This is a genomic window from Brevibacterium aurantiacum (genome assembly GCF_007558825.1).
Lineage (GTDB): Bacteria > Actinomycetota > Actinomycetes > Actinomycetales > Brevibacteriaceae > Brevibacterium > Brevibacterium aurantiacum_A.
The window spans coordinates 176,069-197,056 of the sequence record NZ_VLTK01000009.1; the positions used below are offsets into that span (position 1 = coordinate 176,069).

The 20,988-nt window shown below is 64.5% G+C and carries 15 protein-coding genes; 5 read left to right on the forward strand and 10 right to left on the reverse strand.

Annotated elements, in window-relative coordinates:
* Window positions 1–5 precede the first annotated feature (5 nt).
* From FO013_RS15800 to glmS, 3 genes are read right to left on the reverse strand one after another with little or no spacing between them, the layout of a single operon-like run.
* Complete coding sequence (locus FO013_RS15800; RefSeq protein WP_143923510.1) at window positions 6–1,298, reverse strand: M20 metallopeptidase family protein; 1,293 nt, start codon at window positions 1,296–1,298, stop codon at window positions 6–8.
* A 57-nt stretch (window positions 1,299–1,355) separates the two neighbouring features.
* On the reverse strand, window positions 1,356–1,778 hold the full coding sequence (locus tag FO013_RS15805) for a holo-ACP synthase (protein ID WP_143923511.1): 423 nt from the start codon (window positions 1,776–1,778) through the stop codon (window positions 1,356–1,358).
* Between the two features lie 59 nt (window positions 1,779–1,837).
* Window positions 1,838–3,712: a glutamine--fructose-6-phosphate transaminase (isomerizing) gene (gene glmS, locus FO013_RS15810; protein ID WP_143923512.1), complete on the reverse strand. Its 1,875-nt coding sequence runs from the start codon at window positions 3,710–3,712 to the stop codon at window positions 1,838–1,840.
* A gap of 110 nt (window positions 3,713–3,822) precedes the next feature.
* Here glmS and coaA point away from each other — a divergent pair, with 110 nt between their 5' ends.
* Together coaA and FO013_RS15820 are read left to right on the forward strand one after the other, a co-directional pair.
* A complete protein-coding gene (gene coaA / locus FO013_RS15815) occupies window positions 3,823–4,860 on the forward strand; it encodes a type I pantothenate kinase (protein ID WP_143923554.1) in 1,038 nt (345 codons plus the stop codon).
* 126 nt (window positions 4,861–4,986) lie between these two features.
* Window positions 4,987–6,849, forward strand: a complete 1,863-nt coding sequence (locus tag FO013_RS15820; protein ID WP_143923513.1) for an ABC transporter ATP-binding protein — start codon at window positions 4,987–4,989, stop codon at window positions 6,847–6,849.
* Between the two features lie 81 nt (window positions 6,850–6,930).
* Here the strand turns inward: FO013_RS15820 and glmM are convergent, their stop codons facing one another.
* The 3 genes from glmM to rplM all read right to left on the reverse strand — a co-directional run bounded on the left by glmM (window position 6,931) and on the right by rplM (window position 9,552).
* Window positions 6,931–8,283 carry a phosphoglucosamine mutase gene (gene glmM / locus FO013_RS15825; protein WP_143923514.1) on the reverse strand — a complete coding sequence of 451 codons (1,353 nt, stop codon included), beginning with the start codon at window positions 8,281–8,283 and terminating at the stop codon, window positions 6,931–6,933.
* Window positions 8,284–8,558: 275 nt separating this feature from the next.
* Window positions 8,559–9,074, reverse strand: coding sequence for a 30S ribosomal protein S9 (gene rpsI / locus FO013_RS15830; RefSeq protein WP_143923515.1), 516 nt, complete (start codon window positions 9,072–9,074; stop codon window positions 8,559–8,561).
* 34 nt (window positions 9,075–9,108) lie between these two features.
* Complete coding sequence (rplM, locus tag FO013_RS15835) at window positions 9,109–9,552, reverse strand: 50S ribosomal protein L13 (RefSeq protein WP_143923516.1); 444 nt, start codon at window positions 9,550–9,552, stop codon at window positions 9,109–9,111.
* Between the two features lie 265 nt (window positions 9,553–9,817).
* Here rplM and FO013_RS15840 point away from each other — a divergent pair, with 265 nt between their 5' ends.
* A complete protein-coding gene (locus FO013_RS15840; RefSeq protein WP_186293158.1) occupies window positions 9,818–12,310 on the forward strand; it encodes a hypothetical protein in 2,493 nt (830 codons plus the stop codon).
* Window positions 12,307–14,448: a hypothetical protein gene (locus FO013_RS15845; RefSeq protein ID WP_143923517.1), complete on the forward strand. Its 2,142-nt coding sequence runs from the start codon at window positions 12,307–12,309 to the stop codon at window positions 14,446–14,448. Before FO013_RS15840 ends, FO013_RS15845 begins: the two co-directional genes overlap by 4 nt.
* Window positions 14,449–14,522: 74 nt before the next feature.
* On the opposite strand, the gene FO013_RS15850 is transcribed toward FO013_RS15845, so the two are convergent.
* From FO013_RS15850 to FO013_RS15860, 3 genes are all read right to left on the reverse strand, one after another.
* Complete coding sequence (locus FO013_RS15850) at window positions 14,523–17,159, reverse strand: bifunctional metallophosphatase/5'-nucleotidase (protein ID WP_186293159.1); 2,637 nt, start codon at window positions 17,157–17,159, stop codon at window positions 14,523–14,525.
* Window positions 17,160–17,364: 205 nt separating this feature from the next.
* Window positions 17,365–18,219 (reverse strand): tRNA pseudouridine(38-40) synthase TruA, encoded by an 855-nt coding sequence (gene truA / locus FO013_RS15855; RefSeq protein ID WP_143923518.1) that lies wholly within the window; start codon window positions 18,217–18,219, stop codon window positions 17,365–17,367.
* Window positions 18,216–18,881 (reverse strand): LemA family protein, encoded by a 666-nt coding sequence (locus tag FO013_RS15860; protein ID WP_143923519.1) that lies wholly within the window; start codon window positions 18,879–18,881, stop codon window positions 18,216–18,218. The genes truA and FO013_RS15860 overlap by 4 nt, the downstream gene beginning before the upstream one ends.
* Before the next feature lie 225 nt (window positions 18,882–19,106).
* Between FO013_RS15860 and FO013_RS15865 the strand changes: the two genes are divergently transcribed.
* Window positions 19,107–20,288, forward strand: a complete 1,182-nt coding sequence (locus FO013_RS15865; protein WP_260848190.1) for a glycosyltransferase family 4 protein — start codon at window positions 19,107–19,109, stop codon at window positions 20,286–20,288.
* 106 nt (window positions 20,289–20,394) lie between these two features.
* Here the strand turns inward: FO013_RS15865 and FO013_RS15870 are convergent, their stop codons facing one another.
* Entirely contained in the window at window positions 20,395–20,958 is a 564-nt protein-coding gene (locus FO013_RS15870) for a cysteine hydrolase family protein (protein WP_143923520.1), read from the reverse strand.
* Window positions 20,959–20,988 lie beyond the last annotated feature (30 nt).

Below are 20,988 nucleotides of genomic sequence, written 5' to 3' on the forward strand. Positions count from 1 at the left end.
CCTCCTCATTCCTGGGCCAGGCGGGTGAGTCTGCGTCCGGCCAGGTGAGCCAGGAACAGAGCCTGATCGGCCAGTCCCTCGTCGCTGTGACGGGCTCGGGGCGAGTGATTGGCTTCGCGTTCCTCGACGGGCAGGTTCGGCAGTGCCACACCGAAGTGGCCGTACGCGCCGGGAACCTGTTCGAGCACGCGGGAGAAGTCCTCGGAGCCGGGAATCGGGTTCGGTCGGACGACGGCGCGGTCGGGTCCGAAGAGGTCGGCGAAGGTTTCGAGGAAGAAGTCGGCTTCGTCGTCATTGTTGATCGTCGGCGGCAGCACCCGCTCGTAGTCGACCTCGACTTCCAATCCGTGGGCGGCGACCAGTTCGGTGACCAGCTGCGGCAATTCGGCCTCGGCTCGTGTGGTGACCTCGTCGGAGAAGGTGCGGATGCTGACGACGAGCTGCGCGAAGTCGGGGATGACGTTCGGGGCGGTGCCGCCGTTGAACTGGCCGACGGTGATGACCAGGGGGTCGAAGATGTCGAAGCGCCTGGTCACATATTCCTGGAGCTGACCCACAAGCATCGCACCGACCTGGATGGGATCGCGGCCCGTTGCCGGGCGGGAGGCGTGGGTGCCTTTGCCGCGGACGGTGATGGACATCTTCGAAAACGCTGCCATGTACGAGCCGCGTCGGCAGTAGGCGACGCCGAGGCCCTGGTCTGCGGAGACGTGAATGCCGAAGGCGGCCTTCACCCTGGGGCCCGCGGCATCGAGGACACCCTCGTCGATCATCTTCCCGGCCCCGTCATAGCCTTCTTCACCGGGCTGGAACATGAAGACGACGTCTCCAGGCAGGGAGTCCCGGTCACGGTGGAGAAGTTTGAGGGCACCGACCAAGCCGGTCGTGTGCAGGTCGTGGCCGCAGGCGTGCATCCGCCCGGTCGTGGCCGCGAAGTCGAAGCCTGTCGCCTCCGGCACAGGCAGGCCGTCCATGTCTCCGCGCAGCAGCACGGCGGGGACGACACCGGTCGAGTCCTCGGCGCGCTGACCACCGCGGAGTACGACGACAAGCGAGGTGAGTCCGTTGCCCTTCGTCACCTCGATGTCGAGGCCTTCGATGGCGTCGAGGACGAGTTTCTGGGTGATGGGCAGATCAAGCCCCACCTCGGCGTTCTCATGCAGTGCCCGGCGCAGAGTGACCAACCCGTCCGCGATGTCCGCTGCGTCCTCGGCGGTGGGCAGGTGGAAGTCGAGGGCGGTGGTGGGCGTGGCTGCAGAGTCGGTGTGGGAAGTGTCGGTGTTGGAAGGAGAGCTCATGGTCTGAGTCTATTCCCGACCGCGCCGAGGTGGTGCCGAAGCCCGGAAGCCATCTGCCTACCCGAAGTGCTCCGCATCCCATTCCACGCTGGGACTCAGCGATGGCCCTTCGCCTTCGACGATGACGAAGGTCATGGTGAGGTTCGCATCATGGGTGATGGAGAGGTGGATGTTCGTGGCGCCGATGCGATGGAAGTGTTCGAGCACAAGCCCTCGCAGGCGGAATGAGGGTGCACCGGACCGGGCGGGGACCACCTCGGCGGATTGCCAGGGCAGCCAACCGGGGAATCCGATCGCCTTCTTCAGAGCCTCCTTGGCGGAGAATCTCGCCGCCAAGGAGGCATCCGTCCGGCGTCTGCCGTTGCGTTTGAGCTGTTCGGCCGGGGTGAGCAGGCGATCGAGCAATTCTGGGACGCGGTCGATGTGCTCGGCGAAGCGCGGCACATCTGCGATGTCGGTTCCGATTCCCAGAATCGCCATATCTCTCCCCTTCTCGCACGCATCCCGCTGGGACGCGTGATCCGGCTGTCGTGATCTGCTTACTCCACGGTCACGGACTTGGCCAGGTTGCGTGGCTGATCCACGTCGAGGCCCTTGGCCGTGGCCAGTTCCATCGCGAAGATCTGCAGCGGAACCGTCGTCAGCAGGGGTGCCATGAGCGTCGTCGTCTGGGGAACGTAGATGACCTCGGAAGCGAACTCGCGGACCTCTTCATCCCCTTCCTCGGCGATGACGACGGTATTCGCGCCGCGGGCCCGGACTTCCTGGATGTTCGAGATGACCTTGGCGTGCAGCGAATCGCGGCCGCGCTTGCTGGGCACGACGATGATGACGAGCTGGCCGTCGTCGATGAGCGCGATCGGGCCGTGCTTGAGCTCACCGGCGGCGAAGCCCTCGGCGTGGATGTAGGCGAGCTCCTTGAGCTTGAGCGCACCCTCCATGGCCACGGGGAAGCCCACGTGGCGGCCCAGGAACAGCACAGAGCCGACGTCCTGGTTGCGACGGGCGAGTTCGAGCACCTGCTGCTTGCCGTTGTCGAGGACGCTCTGGACCTTCTCCGGGATGGTCTGCAGCTCTTCGAGGATTGTGGTGATCTCATCGCGGAACTTGTTGCCGCGCAGCTGCGCCAGGTAGAGGCCCAGCAGATAGCAGGCCACAACCTGGGAGAGGAAGGCCTTCGTCGAAGCAACCGCGATCTCCGGACCGGCGTGCGTGTACAGTGCGGCGTCGGATTCGCGGGGAATGGTCGAGCCGAAGGTGTTGCAGATGGCGATGACCTTCGCGCCCTGTTGACGTGCGTGGCGCACGGCCATGGTCGTGTCCATGGTCTCTCCCGACTGGGAGATCGCCACGACGAGGGTCTTCTCCGTCACAACAGGGTCGCGGTAGCGGAACTCGTGGGCGAGCTCGACCTCGACGGGCACGCGGCACCAGTGTTCGATCGCGTACTTGGCGACCTGGCCGGCGTAGGCCGCGGTGCCGCAGGCGATGACGACGATCTTGTCGATGGTCTTGAGCACCGTCTCGTCGATGTGCATCTCATCGAGGGTGAGCTTGCCGTCGATGTCGAGACGACCCAGCAGGGTGTCCGCGACGGCCTGCGGCTGGTCGTGGATCTCCTTGTCCATGAACGAGGGGAATCCGCCCTTTTCCGCAGCAGCGGCGTCCCAGTCGACCTCGTACTGCACACCGTCGACCTCGTTGCCGTCGTTGTCCGTGATGACCACTGAGTCCGGGGTGATGGTCACGACCTGGTCTTGACCGATCTCGACTGCGGTGCGGGTGTAGTCGATGAAAGCGGCAACGTCGGAGCCGAGGAAGTTCTCTCCCTCGCCCAGGCCGATGACCAGGGGTGAGTTGCGGCGTGCGGCGACGACCTGTCCGGGAGCGTCGGCGTGGACGGCCAGCAGCGTGAAGGCGCCTTCGAGCTGGGTGGCGGTCACACGCATGGCCTTCGTCAGGTCACCGGTCTCCTGGAAGTTCTTGGCCAGCTGAGCGGCCGCAACCTCGGTGTCGGTCTCTGACTGGAATTCCACACCGTCGGCGGTGAGATCGCGCTTGAGCTGAGCGAAGTTCTCGATGATGCCGTTGTGGATCAGCGCCAGCTTTCCACCGTCGGCCACATGCGGGTGGGCGTTGAGGTCGGTCGGTCCACCGTGGGTGGCCCACCTGGTATGTCCGATGCCAGTCTGGGCCTTCGGCAGGGGGTTGGCTTCGAGTTCGTCGGTCAGCGCCGAGAGCTTGCCCGCCTTCTTCGCGGTCTCCAGGTCACCGGCAGGAGTGACAAGGGCGACTCCCGCGGAGTCATAGCCCCGGTATTCAAGCCGTTTCAGGCCGCTGAGCACTACATCGAGCGCCGAGTGATCTGCATTGTCAACGTCTGCTTTGGATACATAACCAACGATTCCACACATGAGTGGAATTTTACGCAGTCGAGTCAAATAACGTTGCATCGACCCACCTCGGCGAGCTCAATGTCACCTCGGCGTTCAGCGCCGACATGACGCATGACACAATTGTGCTCATGTCTCATGTCGATCCCATCCTTGACCGCGCGCGACGCCTGGCCGGCCTCAACACAGGACGCAAGCCCGAGGTCGAACCGACGTCCCCGTTCTGGGAGTTCGACCGCGACGTCTGGGGCACCCTGGCCCAAGCCACTCCCCTGCCGCTGAAGCAGCGTGACATCGAACGTCTGCGCGGTCTGGGTGATCGGATCAACCTCGACGAGGTGGCTCAGGTGTACCTGCCCCTGTCGCGGCTGCTCAACCTCTACGTCTCCGCCCGCCGCGCCAAGCACGATATGACGCGGGAGTTCTTCTCCCCCTTGCACGAGACCGGGCTCGAACCGCAGGAGGCCAAGCGCACCCCCTTCGTGATCGGCGTGGCCGGGTCCGTCGCCGTCGGCAAGTCGACGACCGCTCGTGTCCTGCGCGAACTCCTGGCCCGCTGGCCCGACACCCCTCGCGTCGAGCTCATCACCACCGACGGATTCCTCTACTCGAACGCAGAACTCGATCGCCGACGGCTCACAGGGCGCAAGGGCTTCCCCGAGTCCTATGACCGGCGCAGACTGCTGCGGTTCATCTCCGCTGTGAAGTCCGGCTCCCCCGAAGTGCGTGCCCCCGTGTACTCGCACCACACCTACGACATCGTCCCCGGCGCCGAGGTGGTTGTCCGCTCCCCCGATGTCCTCATCGTCGAAGGCCTCAACGTCCTCCAGCCCGCCCGGCCCCGCAGCGACGGGACCCTGGGTCTGTCGATCAGCGACTACTTCGACTTCTCCGTCTATGTCGATGCCCGTTCCCGCGACATCCGACAGTGGTACATCTCCCGGTTCCTCAAGCTCAAGCACGGTGCCTTCCAGGACACGGACTCCTACTTCCACCGCTACTCGCAGCTCGACGACGACGAGGCGATCACCCTGGCCACGGAGATCTGGGATTCGATCAACTTCCCCAATCTGCGTGAGAACGTCCAGCCCAGCCGGGGTCGTGCCGACCTCGTGCTGCACAAGTCGGATGACCACACGATCCGCAAGGTCCAACTGCGCAAGCTGTGAATTGTCGGCTGCTTCACGGTGGAACTTCGCCCTGAGCTGATTGAGAAATAGATCTGCAGGTTCGGAGGTTGAAGTCTGTGAACGTTCGGACCTGCCCGGGAAGGGCCGGGTGAGGGAGGCGACGAGATGAGTATGCAGTCAGCGCACAGGGTGATGTACACCTCGGTGTCGAGCAAGAGAACTCCGCAGACCTCGATCAAGCCGGGGACCTACCGTCGCATCGCCTCGTTCGCGACCAGACACAAGAAGAAGCTCATCGTCTTCCTCACACTGTCCGTCGGCACGGCCGTCATCGGCGTCCTCAACCCCGTCCTCGCCGGTGACGTCGTCAACGCGATCACCAGTGGCGGACCCGTCGAGACCGTCATCTGGCTGGCCGTGGCGATCGGAGGTCTGGCGATCGCGGACGCCGCGATCTCGATCTTCAACAGATACCTCTCTTCGCAGATCGGCGAGGGTCTCATCTTCGATCTGCGCACCGCGGTCTACGACCATGTGCAGAAGATGCCGATCGCGTTCTTCAATCGCACCCGCACCGGTGCCCTGGTCTCACGTCTGAACACCGATGTCATCGGAGCCCAGCGTGCGTTCTCCAACACGCTGTCGGGCATCGTGTCCAACTTCGTCTCCCTGGTGCTGACCGTCGGCGTGATGGTCACCATCTCCTGGCAGGTCACCGTCATGTCGATCCTGCTGCTGCCGCTCTTCATCATCCCCACCAAGCTGCTCAGCGGAAAGCTCGCCTCCCTGCAGTTCCAGGCCGCAGACAACTCCGCGAGCATGTCGACGCGGATGACCGAACGGTTCTCTGCGGGCGGTGCGACCCTGGTCAAGCTCTTCGGCAACCCCAAGACCGAGAACGAGGAGTTCTCCGACCGTGCCGCTCAGGTCCGCGACATCGGCGTCAAGGTGGCCATGCTGCAGTCGACGTTCGTGTCTTCGCTGACCCTCGTCTCCGCCCTCGCCTTGGCTCTCGTCTACGGCATCGGCGGTGCCCAGGCGGTCGTGGGCAACCTCAACGCCGGCCAAGTCGTCACCCTCGCGCTGCTCCTGACCCGGCTCTATACACCGCTGACCATGCTGGCCAACGCTCGCCTGGACATCATGAGCGCCGTCGTCAGCTTCCAGCGCGTATTCGAGGTCCTCGACTTAGTCCCCCTCATCAAGGAGCCAAAGGCACCGAAAACACTGCCCTCCGGCGGTCTTGACGTGACGTTCTCCAACGTCGACTTCGCCTACCCCAGCGCCGAACAGGTCAGCCTCGCCAGCCTCGAGGACGTCTCCGTGCTCGACACCAGAGGCGGCGACGAGGTCCTGCACGCCCTGAACTTCACGATCCCAGCTGGACACACCGTTGCCCTGGTCGGCTCCTCGGGCGCCGGGAAGTCGACGATCGCCTCGCTGCTCCCCCGTCTCTACGACGTCACCTCCGGGTCGATCACGATCGGTGGGGTCGACGTGCGCGAGCTGTCGGCCCAGACGCTGCGCAGCACCGTCGGCGTGGTCACTCAGGACGGGCACGTGTTCCACGAATCCATCCGGGCGAACCTGTCCTTGGCGAAGCCGGAGGCCACGGATGCCGAACTGTACGAGGCCATCGACGGCGCGCAGCTCCACGACGTCATCGCCTCGCTGCCCGATGGCCTAGACACGATCGTCGGTGAGCGCGGCTACAGGCTCTCCGGTGGCGAGCGTCAGCGTCTGACGATCGCTCGGATGCTGTTGGCCGCGCCAGAGGTCGTCGTCCTCGATGAGGCGACCTCCGCCTTGGACTCGACGAATGAAGCGGCAGTCCAGCAGGCGCTGTCTCGGGCCATGAGCGGCCGCACCGCAATGGTCATCGCGCACAGGCTCTCCACGATCCGGCAAGCCGACACGATCCTCGTCGTCGAGGCCGGTCGCATCGTCGAATCGGGTTCCCACGCCGAGCTGCTGGCCCTGGGCGGTCGCTACGCTGAGCTCTACGCCACCCAGTTCGCCGCGAGCTGAGCGCAGCAGCGAACGAAGCTGTGGCACGACAGAGGCCGCAGCGCTGTATGCGACTGCGGCCTCTGCTGCATCTCCGAATTCCTACAGTCCCAGGTTGTCCCTGACGTTGGAGGCCAGACGTTCGGCCTGAGCCTGGGCGATGTCTTCGGTCTCAGCTTCGACCATGACGCGGATCAGCGCCTCGGTGCCAGAGGCCCGCAGCAGCACACGACCCGAGCCTTCGAGTTCGGCCTCGACGGCGTTGATCTCGGCCGTGACCTTCGGGTGGTCCACACCGTGTTTGTCGACGCCCTTGACGTTGACGAGCGCTTGGGGCAGCTGAGGGATCTCGGCAGCCAGGTCGGCCAGCGTGCGCTTCGAATCGGCCATGCGCTTCATCAGGTGCAGAGCCGTCTGCACGCCGTCGCCGGTCGTTCCATGGTCGAGCATGAGCACGTGCCCGGACTGCTCCCCTCCGAGGACGAAGCCGTCTGCCAGCATGCGTTCGAGGACGTAGCGGTCGCCGACGGCGGTCTGGACGGTCTCAATCGAGTACTTGTCCATCGCATGTCTGAGCCCGATGTTCGACATCACGGTCGTCACGAGCGTGTTGCCCTTCAGCTCGCCGAGTTCCTTGAGTCCGATCGCCAGAATGCCCATGAGCTGGTCACCGTTGATGACACGGCCCAGTGAGTCCACGGCCAGGCATCGGTCGGCGTCGCCGTCGAAGGCCACCCCCAGATCGGACTGGGTCTCGACGACGAGACGCTGGAGCGGTTCGAGGTGAGTGGAGCCGACTCCGTCGTTGATGTTGAAGCCATCGGGCTCGGCGGCGGAGACGATGACTTCGGCACCGGCCTGGCGCAGGGCAGCGGGCCCGACGATGGACGCGGCACCGTGAGCGCAGTCGACGACGACCTTGAGCCCGGACAGGGGACGTGTGCCCTCGGCGTCGAGGGACCTTACGAGCTTCTCCGTGTATTCGTCGGCAGCGGCGGGATAACGGGAAATGCGACCCACCTCGGCGCCGGTGGGACGAACCCAGTCCTCGTCGAGGATCGCAAGGATCGAGTCCTCGACAGAGTCATCGAGCTTCGTCCCGCCTGCTGCGAAGAACTTGATGCCGTTGTCCGGCATCGGATTGTGGGAGGCGGAGATGACGACGCCGAAGGCGGCACCGGTGTCCGCTACGACGCTGGCGATGCCGGGGGTGGGCAGCATTCCCGCATCGAGCACGTCGACTCCGGCGGAGGCGATGCCCGCAGAGATTGCAGCGGAGAGGAACTCACCGGAGACTCGAGTGTCGCGGCCGACGACGGCGAAGGGGCGCTTGCCTTCCGGCCAACCGCGGGTCAGAACCCGCGAGCCTGCAACGGAGAGTTGGAGCGCCAGCCGGGCGGAGATGTCGCGGTTGGCAAGTCCACGGACACCGTCGGTGCCGAAGAGTCGTGTCATGGAAAGTCCTTTCCTCAATTTCCCGTCGATATTAGTCCATAGCGCCGCCGAGGCGGTGGTGCCGGACCGTACCACGGTCGAAATCGGTACGAGATGTGTCGCCCGTGTCGGCGTGGAATGACGCCGCCCGTGTCAGGCGAGAGTGGAGCGTAAAGCAGGTGAATGCACGAAATGCGGCCCCGAATCCGGTTCGGGGCCGCATTGCGGTGTTCGTCGAGCTGAACTGTCGGGGACTGCGCCTCAGCGGCAGACCAAGCGCAGTCCTGACAGCAGAATCAGCGCTTCGAGAACTGAGGTGCCTTACGGGCCTTCTTGAGACCGGCCTTCTTGCGCTCGGGGACGCGTGCGTCGCGGCGCAGGTAGCCTGCCTTCTTCAGCTCAGCACGGTTCGACTCTTCGTCGATCTGGTTGAGCGAACGGGCGATGCCCAGACGAACGGCTCCGGCCTGGCCGGAAGGTCCGCCGCCGCCGATGCGCACGATGACGTCGAAACGTCCTTCGAGGTCGAGCAGGCGGAAGGGCTCGTTGACGAGCTGCTGGTGCAGCTTGTTCGGGAAGTACTCTTCGAGAGTGCGTCCGTTGATGGTCCATTCACCGGATCCGGGGACCAGACGGACGCGAGCAATTGCCTGCTTGCGACGTCCGACTGCGCTGCCGGGAGCGGTCAGGGACTGTCCGCGTCCGCCAGCGGTCTGCTCGCCCAGGCCAGCTGACTCAGGGGTCTCAGACGTGTATTCGGTGACGGTTGGTTCTTCGACAGATTCTGTCGCAGTGGTGGTTTCTTCAGCCACGGTTCTCCTCGGTATGTCTAGAGCTGGGACGCGCTTACTGCGCGACCTGGCTGAGTTCGTACGGCTGCGGATTCTGAGCGGCGTGTGGGTGCTCTCCACCCTGGTACACCTTCAGCTTCTGCATCTGGGCACGTCCGAGACGAGTCTTCGGAACCATACCGCCGACAGCCTTTTCGACTGCGCGCTCGGGATTGGTGGCGAGAAGCTCGGCGTAGTTGACGCTCTTCAGACCGCCCGGGTAACCCGAGTGGTGGTAAGCGCGCTTCTGATCGAGCTTCGCACCGGTCAATGCGACCTTGTCTGCATTGATGATGATGACGAAGTCACCGGTGTCGACATGAGGAGCAAAGGTGGTCTTGTGCTTGCCGCGCAACAGGCGTGCAACCTGGGCAGCAAGACGACCGAGCACCTGGTCAGTGGCGTCAATGACGTGCCACTGGCGCTCAATATCGCCGGGCTTGGGTGTGAACGTACGCAAAAGTAGCCTTCTTTTCGTATCTCTTGGTGTAGTGCTGATGACTCATCCGGTCGTGAGTCTGATGAGTCAGGGCACTCGTTGTCTTGAATCGGGTCTGTCCATCGAAGTCGTCCCCTCACCTACGGGCCTGCAACGCATGAGGCTATGTAAGGGAGCACGACGGACACACACAACGACAATCAAATATACATGCATTCTCTCCCGCGGAGCAAACGCTCAGGCCAGTGCCAGAGCGGGTGGAAAGCTGAGCCGATACTATTGAGCTGTGCCGCCTACATCCCCTCTGCCCACGCGCCTTCCCGCATTCAGACTCCTGGTGCTGGGATCAGTCCTCGGGCTCTTGGTCCTCATCCTCGGACCGGCACAGTCACCAGCCGCCGTTGCCCAGGAGTCCTCGGCCACCGGATCGCCGTCGGCATCGGCTGCGAGCACCACAGGATCGTCAGTCACCGCAGCATCGGGAAACACCGGCACATCGGGCGAGGATTCCGGAGCCGCCCAGGGCCCCGCGGGCAAGACCATCGTCTACGGCATACCCGGTCTGACCATCAACGATATCGATCCGGTGCGCACGCCCAACCTCTACAAGCTCTTCTCCGAGGGTTCGGCTGCCAACCTCAATGTGCGCACCATCGGCTCGGCCACCTGCCCCGGCTCCGGCTGGCTGTCCATGGGCGCCGGCGCCCGCGCTCAGGCGGGTCCACCCACCGATCCGGAACAGGAAGGCAACAGGGCCACCTGTCCGCCTTTGAGGGCACCGTCGACCAGTGACGGTGCCGTGGAGAAGGCACTGGATGATGTGGATGACGCCACGAAATCAGGCGCCGGCCCACAGAAATCGAGTGATGAAGATCTCGCCGACGGTTCCGCCGACGGCACAGCAACCGCGACGATCGAGGACTTCGAGTCCATCAAAGAGCCGAACGTCGACTCCGGCTACTCGGTGGACTACGGGATGCTCGCCCGCCTCGTCCGAGAGCAGGGGAAATCCTGCGTCACCGCCGAGGGCCCGGGAGCGGCCTATGCCGTGGCCGACGAGAACGGCATCGTGGCCGACTACACCGATGACGCCGCGGCCGCGGACTGCCGGCTCGACCTCGTCGATCTGGGCTCGATCGGCTCCTCGGCCTGGCTCTACGATCCGATTCCCGACTACTCCTACACCGTCCCCGTCTTCTTCGACCGCGAGGAACGCGTCGCCGAGGCCGACGAACGTCTGGGCGCCAAGCTGGAGGAGGTCCGCGATTCAGCGACACCGGGAAGCGAAGAGCCCACGATCATGGTCGCCGGCCTCGGCGACAGTTCGAGTCTGCCGCAGCTGCGTGCATTCATCGCTTCCGGTCCCGGCTACGAACCAGGCAGCCTGTCCTCGGCCAGCACCCGCACCCCCGGTCTCCTGCAGCTCACGGACATCGCCCCGGGAATCCTCGACCAGTTCGGCGTCTCCTCCCCCAGCGGCATCTCCTTCGACAACACACCCACCGATGACGACCCGCAGGAACGCATCGACGACCTTGTGTCCGAGTCGCAGAAGGCGACGTCGATCTACCAGCACCTGTCGACGTTCTCCCTGTTCCTCGACATCACCTTCTATCTTCTGTTCATCCTGTGCGGGGTCCTCCTGAGTCGGAATCTCCTCGGTCGCCGAGGCGGTGCGACGATCGCCCCGACCGTACACAGATTCCTCGCCTGGGCCTCACTCGCGGTGGCGACCCTGCCGATGAGCGCATTCCTGGCCGGCCTGTTCCCGTGGGCCAGACTCCCGCACCCAGGGTTCGGCCTCAGTGTCTCGATCGCAGTCTCGGCCGCACTGCTCTTCGGTGCCTCACTGCTTCCGCCGTGGGGTCGGACCTGGCGCGGACGTGTGGCCGCACTCTCGCTGCTGAGCTTCCTCATCCTCTCCGCAGACCTCATCACCGGTTCGCATCTGCAGGGGAACTCTCTGCTGGGTTACAACCCGATCGTCGGCGGCCGCTACTACGGCCTGGGCAATCAGGGCGCGGCGATCTTCATCGTCAGCCTCTTCATCTTCCTGGGGCTTGCGATCTCCTGGCTGCGGGCTAAGGGGCATCGCCGGATGGTGTTCGTCCTTCCCCTCGTCCTCGGACTGCTTGCGGTGTTCGTGTCCGGAAATCCATCTTGGGGAGCGAAGTTCGGCGGCACGATCGCCACCTTGGCCAGCCTTCTCGTGCTGCTGGCTCTCGTCAGCCGCGTCCGCCTCTCCATCTTCCGCCTCATGCTCATCGGGCTGGCCTCCTTGGCCGTGCTGATCGGCATCGCGTTCCTCGACTGGCTGCGTGAACCGGGGGCCAGGTCGCACTTCGGGAATTTCTTCGACCAGATCGTCACCGGGGAGGCCCTGCAGGTGGTCGGACGGAAGCTCGGCGCCAATCTCCACATCATGCAGATCAACCCGGCGCTGGCGATCGTGACTCCCCTCGCGGTCATCGCCATCCTGTTCTTCCTCCGTTATCTGCTCCACTTCCCCAGCATCGCTCCCACCGGTCGCGCCGGTCGTTTGGCGAACAAGTGGAGAGGACGCCTGCCGCAGGTCTTCTGGGACCAGGACGTCCACTTCGGCTTCCTCGCCGCAGTTACGGGAATGGCTGTGGGGCTGGTGCTCACGGACTCCGGCATCGCCGTGCCTTCGACGGGTGCCATGGTGCTCCTGCCCTACCTGCTGGCACTGAGCGCCGAACACGCGAAAGAGGAAGTCGGAGTGAAGTCCGTCGCTGGCGAGCAGGCTGATCGAGCATGAGAACACCCTCGCTGTCCGTGCGCATGCTGCTCGGCCTCTTCGTCATCGCCCTGCTCGTCCTCGGGATGCCGCAGGTCACCCAGGCCGCGCCGACTCGGGGCATGGATGGAAAGAGCGCATCGGAAGCGGAAGCCGCCTCGGCGGGCAAGGGACCGATCTTCATCGGCGTCTCCGGTTTCAGCTTCGAGGACCTCGATCCGCGCACCACTCCGAATCTGTGGAGGATGATGCAGACCGGACAGATCGGCACGATCACTCCCCGCAGCGTACGGGCGACCAGCTGCCCCGTCGACGGTTGGCTCGGCGTGGGTTCGGGACGACGAGCCGCCGACGAACCCCGTGAACAGTGCCGCGAACCGGCTCCGCCGCTCGACGGCTGGGTCGCCGACTGGGACGTCTATGCCCAGGTCGCGAGAAGCGACAACTACGACGCCGGCCTCGGCGATCTGGCGGAGTCGGTGCCCGACATCGCTGCCTTCGGGCCCGGTGCCGCCATCGCAGCGGCCGATCACAGGGGCAAACTCGACGACTGGTCACCTATCGGCGACAACTTGGCCCAGAAGGCGAATCGGGCCTCACTCAACGGTGAACTCACACTCGTCGATCTCGGCGACACCACCTCGGACGGTTACTCGCTCAAGGCCCTCGACAAACACGTCGGAGAGATTCTGGCAGCCGCCGGCTGGGTCGACGGTGACGACCCCGAACGTCTGACCGCAGGCACCTCGCCGATCATCTTCTCATCGATCGCCGACGGTTCAGGCAAGAACTCGTCGATGCAGTCGACGATGATGCTGCGTCCTGGAGGGACTGCCGGACTGCTGAGCTCTTCGTCGACTCGCCAACCTGGCCTCATCCAGGTGCCCGATATCGCCCCGACGCTCGTCGAACTCAGCGACGGGCAGGCCATGCATAACGCGGCCGGCGCCCCGATGGCCAACCAGAACGCAGACAGCAGCTGGGAGTCGCGCTACCAGGCCGTTCTCGACCGTCAGGTGGCGGTGAAGACCCAGAACGAGCTGTCCACCTGGTTCTTCCCCGTCGTCGCCTCTCTCATGGTCGGTCTGCTGGTCCTGGCCTGGTTCCTGCGCAAGAACCATCGCACCCTCGTCCATTCCGGAGCCTACCGATTAGGCATCGTCTTCGCAGCAATGCCGGTGTCGACCTATCTGGTCAACACCGTGCCCTGGGAGAGAGCGACCAACCCTGATATTGCGATGCTGGGAGCCTTGGCCGGCTGGGCACTGATACTCGGGGCCATCGCCCTGCTGGGTCCGTGGCGCGGATACAAACTCGGGCCTGTGCTCTTCGTCAGCGTCGTCACGGTCCTCGTCCTCGCCTACGACGTCATCACCGGTTCTCAGCTCCAGATGTCAACGCTGCTGGGTGAACCGCTGCTCATCGCATCGAGGTTCTACGGCATCGGCAATTCCGCACTCGCGCTCTACTGCTGCGCTCTGCTGCTGGCTGTGGCCGGCTTCGCATCGCTGACGACGAGACCGATCATGCGCATCCTCATCGTCACCGTGCCGATCCTCGTCTCGAGCGTCATCCTGGCCGCCCCGGGACTGGGCACGAAGTTCGGGTCCGTCCCGACGCTGATCATCGGCGTCGCTTACCTCGTCCTCGCGGCCGCGGGAATCCGATTCTCGCTCAAACGCATGGGACTGACCGTAGGCATCGCAGGCTTCGTCATGCTGGCGGTCCTGTTCATCGACTGGCTGCGTCCCGCCGATCAGCGCACCCACTTCGGCCGCTTCTTCGACTCCATCATCAGCGGCGAGGCCCTGAGCGTGCTGGCCCGCAAGATCGGCATGAATATCGACATCCTGACCCAGTCGTGGATGACGTTGGTCCTGCCGCTCGTCATCATCGGCGTGTTCTGGCTGGCGCTGGAACCGCAGCGCTTCTCTCTGCAGGGAATGACCGAGGCCTACCACCGGATCCCACTGCTGCGAGCGGGCATGATCAGCCTGGCCATCCTGCTGGGCGTCGGCACGATCATCAATGACTCGGGAATCGTCGTCCCTGCCGTGGGCATTCTCTTCCTCGTCCCCGTCCTCGTCCACCTCGAAACCTTCGAGACGAAGCAGACGGCAGACAGCGGCGCTCAGACTGAATGCTCCAGTCCCGCCTGAGCGCCGGCAGCTCGACATCAGTCGGTGACGCTGCTCGGCCGGTGACGCTGCTCAGCCGGTGCTGAGCATCTGATTCACCCGACGGTCTTGCGCCGACGCACCATGGTCGCGGCCATGCTGCCTGCAACGATGAGTGCGAGTGCCGCAGCCACGAGATTCAGAGCTTCGAAGCCGGTGCGAGGCAGATCCCCGCCGTCCTTCGAACCGTCGGCCTCGGCTCCGCTGCCGTCCGCATTCGCCGAGGTGGCTCCAGAGACGTCCGCGTTCGCGCCGTCGCCATTCGCACCCGATCCCGATGCCTCGGAGGTTCCGTTGTCACCACCGGCACCACCATCAGCGTCGGAATCCGCTCCTGCACCGTCAGATGCGCCATCGACACCGCCATCATCGCCAGCCGCCGCATTCGCCTCATCGCCGATCTGTGCCGTGGCCTCGAATTCGTGGCTGACCGGCAGCGGGTTGTCATCCCACCACTCGCCCTCGCCGGCCTTCAGACCAACCTCGACGGTGACCTCACCGGAGGCATCATCGGGTGCGGTGACGTTGATGGCGACGTCGCTGGCACCGGCTGGGATCGATTCCAAGGTCATCGTCTTCGCCGCAGCGTCGACCTTCACCTCAGGGGCCTTCGCCGTCTCCGACGTCACTGCCTTCTGGGCTTCGGCGGATCCGGAATCAGCGGCGCTGACGGTGTATCCCTCGGGCAGGTCAACGGTCACGTCCACCGGTCCTGGGACCTCCGCCTCGGCAGTGGTGTTGAGGACGAAGTCCTTGCTCTCACCGGGCTCGATCCCATTGTCGGGGGCAGCGAAATCGACCGTGAGGTCACCGTTGTCAATGACGTCCTTCGTCAGATCGGCCTGGCGTTCGTCGTTGTCCGGCGAGACCTTCTCGTTCTCGTCCGTGCTCTTCTCGAAGAAGTCGACCCAGGTCTCGAAGTCAGTGAGTCCGGAGAGTTCGAAGTCGCCCTTGGCGAAGGAGGAGAAATTGTCTCCCCCGGCGGCGAGGAAGCTCAGCGTCGCGACCCTGTACTCTTTGTCCGGATCGAGCTTCTTACCATCCACCTCGACCGACTTCACGTGCTCGCCCTTGGCCGCATCGGAGTCGTAGACGACTTCGAGCTCATCGGAGATGCCAAGGTGGAGGAACGGCCGCGAGGCATCTGCTGGCTGCCACTGCTCTTCGAACAGACCGATGACATCGGAGCCCTGCATCGTCACGACACCATGATCATTGGCAAAGGGCAGGACCGAGCTGAGTTCAGCGGCCGTGACTTCGCACTTGTCCTCGGTGTTGTAGATGTCGTCGCATCTGAGGTCCGTGCGCAGTCCGCCCGGGTTCGTGATGCCGAAGTCGGCCTCGTCGAGCTGTGTGCCCTCGACTCCGTCTTTGAGGGCGTCAGCGACGAGGTTGCCCAGGGTGCTCTCCGCACCGCGGTCCTCCTCACCGTCCTTCGTGGCGCGGGTGATGTCCTCACTGATCTCACCTGCAACGACAGAGCCTGGGACCTTTGCCTTCTCGTCGGCGTCCGCGATGATCTTCGCGACTTCATCGACGACGGGCGAATCGTAGTCCTTGTCCGCCGTTTTGATGAGATCGGAGTTCTCGGTCGTCCAGTTTCCCTCGGCATCGGCTTCGAGCTGGACCTGGCCGACGTATTCGCCGTAGCTGCCGGCCTCAATCACGGGGCGAGTCCGGTCGGATTCACCGGGCACAGGTGCCTCGAATGCGTACGGCAGGTGGGTGTGGCCGGTGAAGAGGACGTCGACGGACGCATCTGCTTGCGTCACGAGCTTGTCGAACTCGGCGTTCGAGGCCTGCGCATCTCCCAGGCTCTCAGAGCTCGAGGCCCCGAGGTGGGCCTCGACGACCGTCATATCCGGCTGTTCGCCAGCGGGCAGAGCCTCGATCTCATCGGCGACACGGTTGACGGCGTCGGTGGGGTCACCGAAATCGAGATCGGCGATGCCGTCAGGTGAGACCAACGACTTGGTGTCCTTGGTGACGACGCCGATGACGGCGACCTTCACGCCGCCCACATCGATCGTCGTATAGCCTTCGAGCCCGTCGACGACGTCGGTGGTGCCCTTGTCGTAGACGTTGGCGGCAAGGTAGGGGAAATCCGATTCGGAGGAGACTCTGCCGGTCAGATCGTCGATGCCCTGGTCGAACTCGTGGTTGCCGACGGCCGAAGCCTGGGCGCCGATGGCGTTGAGTACGTCCAGCGTCGGGGTGTCCTGCTGAGAAGACGAGACGTAGGTGGAGGCACCGATGTTGTCACCGGCAGAGAGTAACCCGGTTCCGGCTGTGCCTTCCTCAGCCGCATAATTCGCACGCTCTTCTTCGACGACCGAGGCGAGCTGCGTACCGGCCTCGGCGATGCGTCCGTGGAAGTCGGTGATGTTGAGCAGCTGGACTTTGGTGCCCTCGGCTGCCGCCTGAGCAGAGGCGTCCTTGTCCGCAGTCTTGTCTGCAGTGTTGTCCCCGCGCCTGCCGGCACCGGCGTCGGCGTCGGCAGCGGAGGCGTCTGCGGCGGATGAGTCATCTGGTGACGAGCTGTCTGAGGATGGGTCGGGGAGGCTCGCCTCGGCGGGTGCTTCCCTGACGGAATCACCTCCAAGGGACGAGGCAACAGCAGGAGCGGCGCCCGGCAGCGTCAACATCGACACTGCCGCTCCTGTTGCCAACATCTTCGTCACAAGTTTCGACATGTGTTCAAGTTCCTTTGGTCATTTCATCCACTGCACAACCACTGTGCCTCGCGAGGATCAAGCAGACTCATCCTGCAGTGCCGAAGAGAACGGGGAGTTACCTACACGTGAATGTACACAGGATTTTCACATCTGGGAAGAGGGATTCTCTCAAAAAGACGACAAGGCACCCAGCCAACATTGATCAGATGCTGAGCATGAGGGGCTAATCCTGAGTGCGACGCGCCATCGTCTGGGCCGCGCGGGAGGCATAGAACTCGGCCTCGGGATATCCCACTCCGGTGAGGACGAGCCCGTGTGCGGGAGTGACGAACATGGGCATGTCGGGCTCGATGCCAGTGTCCGCCTCGGCGAGGAGTTCGGCGGGCTGAGTCACCGGCCACGTGCCGGATCCGACCTTGATCAGCCCGCCCACCAGGGCACGGACCATGTGGTGGCAGAACGCATCGGCACGCAGATCGATCGTGATCACGGCTTCCTGATCCCGGGTGACATCGAGCTCGTGGAGGGTGCGGATGGTCGTCGCACCAGCCCGCGGCTTGCAGAATGGAAGGAAGTCGTGCAGACCCTGGGCCTCTCGTGCGGCCTCGGCCATCGCCTCGGCGTCGAGTTCGCCCTTGTGCCGCAGCGTCATGGGGGTCAGCAGCGGGTCGATGAAGGACCGGCGGTCGGCGAGTCTGTACTGGTAGGTCCGCCACAGTGCGGAGAACCGGGCATCGAAATCCCCCGGGACCTCGGATACGGCATGGATGATGATGTCATCGGTGTCATCGAACGTGAGGACTCCGCGCAGACGCGACAGCAGAGCCGCCTCGGCGGACCGGGAGGCCTTGCCGATGAGCTTCTCGATGCCTGCTGTGGGCAGGTCGATGTGGACGGTCTGCCGTCTCGCGTGGACTCCCGCGTCGGTGCGCCCGGCAACGACGGTGGCCACCTCGTCGCCGGTGATCCGGGCCAGCCCGGCCTCGAGCGATGCCTGTACGGTACGCAGGCCGGGTTGCTTCGCCCAGCCGTGGAAGTCGGTGCCGCGGTAGCCGAGGTCGATGCGGAATCGCGTCATGATCCGGCTGGTCGTGTGTGGTCCTGGGCTCCCGACTGTTCTTCAGACTGCGCCTCGGTGGACGACTGCTCAGACTCCGCCTCGGTGGACGGGCCCTGAGGTTGGGCGTCGGTGAAGGGCTCGCGGGCCTGGAACACATTCTGAAACAGCCGCGACACGGCTCGTTCGCGCTGTCGGTGGTAGAGATCGACGTTCGCGTTGTAGATGCGTGCGCCAGACCGGATGCGTTCGGTCAGCACGTTCAGCTGGCCGTGCAGAAGCGCGATCGTGGTGTCGAGCTCTTCACGCGGGCTCGTCTGCATCGCCAGGGTCGAATCAGAGGCACTGGCCCTGTCGGTGACCTGGCTGGGAATCTGTGCCGCATCGTCGACGGCTCGGGTCAGTGCGCGTTCCGCGGCCGCACCGCGAGGACCGAACGGTGCACGCTCGGCCGAGGCGAGCGCAAGTTCGACAGTGCTGAGATCTCGCGTGGTGACCTGCTGCAGCGTCCCGATGTAGGCGGGCACAAGGGCGTGCCGACCGCGGAGTTCGACCAGCAGCTGGCGTTTGGCCTCATCGCAGAGTGAACGGGCCATCGAGAGTTGGTTGAACCGCAAGAAGATGAGGGCCAGTGCGAGGACGACGAAGGCGAGGACACATGCCCCGACGATGAACCAGACCAATCTCGCCTCCCCTCTCATTCGCATTCCCGACACTTAAGTTTACGCGGGGTTCAGACCCGTCGCGAACCAGCCTCCGGCTGGTCACCGAAAGCCCCGCTGTTTCTGCATCACCTCTGTTCGTGCGCGGCTCCAGACCCGATCGTGCGCGGCGATTTCGGCCTTTCGTCGCCGGAGGGACGCCTCGATGTCGCCCGTCCTTCACCCTGAGGGCGTGAACTGAGTTCTGTGAGAGTAGCGATCATTGCAGAGTCCTTCCTCCCCAACATGAATGGGGTCACCCACTCACTCCTCCGCGTCCTCGACCATCTGGCCGACCGCGGCGACGACGTCATCATCATCGCACCGGGCACACGCCGCGACGGACCCAAGGAGGTCGCCGGAGCCCGCATCATCCGTGTTCCATCGATCGCCCTGCCGAAGTATCGTCGGGTCCGTGTGGCTCCCGGCGGGGTCAGCCGCATCAAACGACTGCTGGAGAACTTCAACCCCGATGTCGTCCACCTGGCCAGCCCCTTCGTGCTCGGCTGGCGCGGCGTCCTGGCCGCTCAGAGCCTCGATCTGCCGACGGTGGCGATCTATCAGACCGAGGTGCCCGCATATGCCGCGCGGTACGGCATGTACGGTATCGAGGCAATGCTGTGGTCGCATGTGCGCAACATCCATCAGCACGCCTCTCTGACTCTGGTCCCCTCGTCGTACACACTCGATCAAATGTCCGGACTCGGAGTCGCCGAGGTGGATCTGTGGGCACGCGGGGTCGACTCCTCCCGCTTCGACCCCAGTCACCGATCAGAGGCCTGGCGCCGGTCCGTGGCTCCCAATGGTGAGAAGATCATCGGCTACGTCGGTCGGCTCGCGGCCGAGAAGCAGGTTGAGGATCTGGCCGTCCTGGACGATGTGCCCGACTCGAAGCTCGTCATCGTCGGCGACGGCCCGTGGCGGGCTCGGCTCGAACGCTCTTTGCCGAATGCGCACTTCGCTGGATTCCTGGGTGGCGATGCCCTGGCCCAGGCGGTGGCGAGCTTCGACATCATGGTCGCCCCCGGCGAGCTCGAGACCTTCTGCCAGACCATCCAGGAGGCCATGGCCTCCGAGGTGCCCGTCGTCGCCCCCGCCCGAGGCGGCCCGATGGATCTCGTCGACTCCTCCCACACCGGATGGCTCTACACCCCGAAGGATCTGACGGCGATGCGCGGGCATGTCACGGACCTCCTCGGCGATGAGGCGAAACGTCGGGCGTTCGGTGTCGCCGGACGTCATCAGGTGCTCAGCCGCAGCTGGAAGAGCGTGTGCTCACAGCTCATCGGCCACTATTCGCGGGCGATCGAGAACCCGCACCCGCAGGTTCTGGGCCGCGGCTTCACCGTGCAGACAGGTGCCGATGTCGAGGATTCCTCAAGCTTCTGAGACTGATCAGCGTCGAGCGCGCACCTTGGCGTCGAGCGCGCACCTTGGCGTCGACAACCCACGCTATAACGTGACCGTTCGAGGCTGAGGAGTGCGCAGTCCAGTTTCAGGTGTGCGCAGCCCATTCGTCGACGGTGAGTACCGTGGCCTGTTTGGGAAAGACCTTCTCCGTGAGCACCCGGTGGACCTCCTCATCCCGATCTGCACAGGCGTCGGAAAGCACCGTCAGACGGAAGTCGAGGTCGGCGGCCTGCCGGATGGTCGAGAGAACCACTCCACTGGTGGCGACGCCGGCGAGGATCAGAGTGTCGGCACCGTATCCGCGCAGCAGAACTTCGAGATCGCTGCCGGTAAAGGCACTGATGCGACGCTTCGTCACGATCGGTTCGCCCTCATGCCGTCCCAGTGTCTCGTGGATGCTCGTCGACGCGTGTGCCTGGTCGAGATCCCCGTGTGCCGCTATCTGCCTGAACGATGCGGTCTCCGCGAGCTCCGGGTGCCCTTCCCGCAAGGCCACGCGCACCCAGATGACAGGGATGCCCTTCTCTCTGGCAGCAGCGACAGCATCGCGGGCACGCTCGAGGACGCCGGTCATGGTGAAGGCCTCATCACCGGCGATGCCGTTCTGGAAGTCCATGGCGAGCAGGACGGGGCGGTGGTTCGCAGCCATTGTATGTCTCCTTCGCGGATCTGCGCGGCA

Excerpts from the sequence above, each read along its gene's own strand:
- FO013_RS15800 (WP_143923510.1), bottom strand. The coding sequence starts at position 1,298 with ATGAGCTCTCCTTCCAACACCGACACTTCCCACACCGACTCTGCAGCC.
- FO013_RS15805 (WP_143923511.1), bottom strand. The coding sequence starts at position 1,778 with ATGGCGATTCTGGGAATCGGAACCGACATCGCAGATGTGCCGCGCTTC.
- glmS (WP_143923512.1), bottom strand. The coding sequence starts at position 3,712 with ATGTGTGGAATCGTTGGTTATGTATCCAAAGCAGACGTTGACAATGCA.
- coaA (WP_143923554.1), top strand. The coding sequence starts at position 3,823 with ATGTCTCATGTCGATCCCATCCTTGACCGCGCGCGACGCCTGGCCGGC.
- FO013_RS15820 (WP_143923513.1), top strand. The coding sequence starts at position 4,987 with ATGAGTATGCAGTCAGCGCACAGGGTGATGTACACCTCGGTGTCGAGC.
- glmM (WP_143923514.1), bottom strand. The coding sequence starts at position 8,283 with ATGACACGACTCTTCGGCACCGACGGTGTCCGTGGACTTGCCAACCGC.
- FO013_RS15845 (WP_143923517.1), top strand. The coding sequence starts at position 12,307 with ATGAGAACACCCTCGCTGTCCGTGCGCATGCTGCTCGGCCTCTTCGTC.
- FO013_RS15850 (WP_186293159.1), bottom strand. The coding sequence starts at position 17,159 with ATGTCGAAACTTGTGACGAAGATGTTGGCAACAGGAGCGGCAGTGTCG.
- truA (WP_143923518.1), bottom strand. The coding sequence starts at position 18,219 with ATGACGCGATTCCGCATCGACCTCGGCTACCGCGGCACCGACTTCCAC.
- FO013_RS15870 (WP_143923520.1), bottom strand. The coding sequence starts at position 20,958 with ATGGCTGCGAACCACCGCCCCGTCCTGCTCGCCATGGACTTCCAGAAC.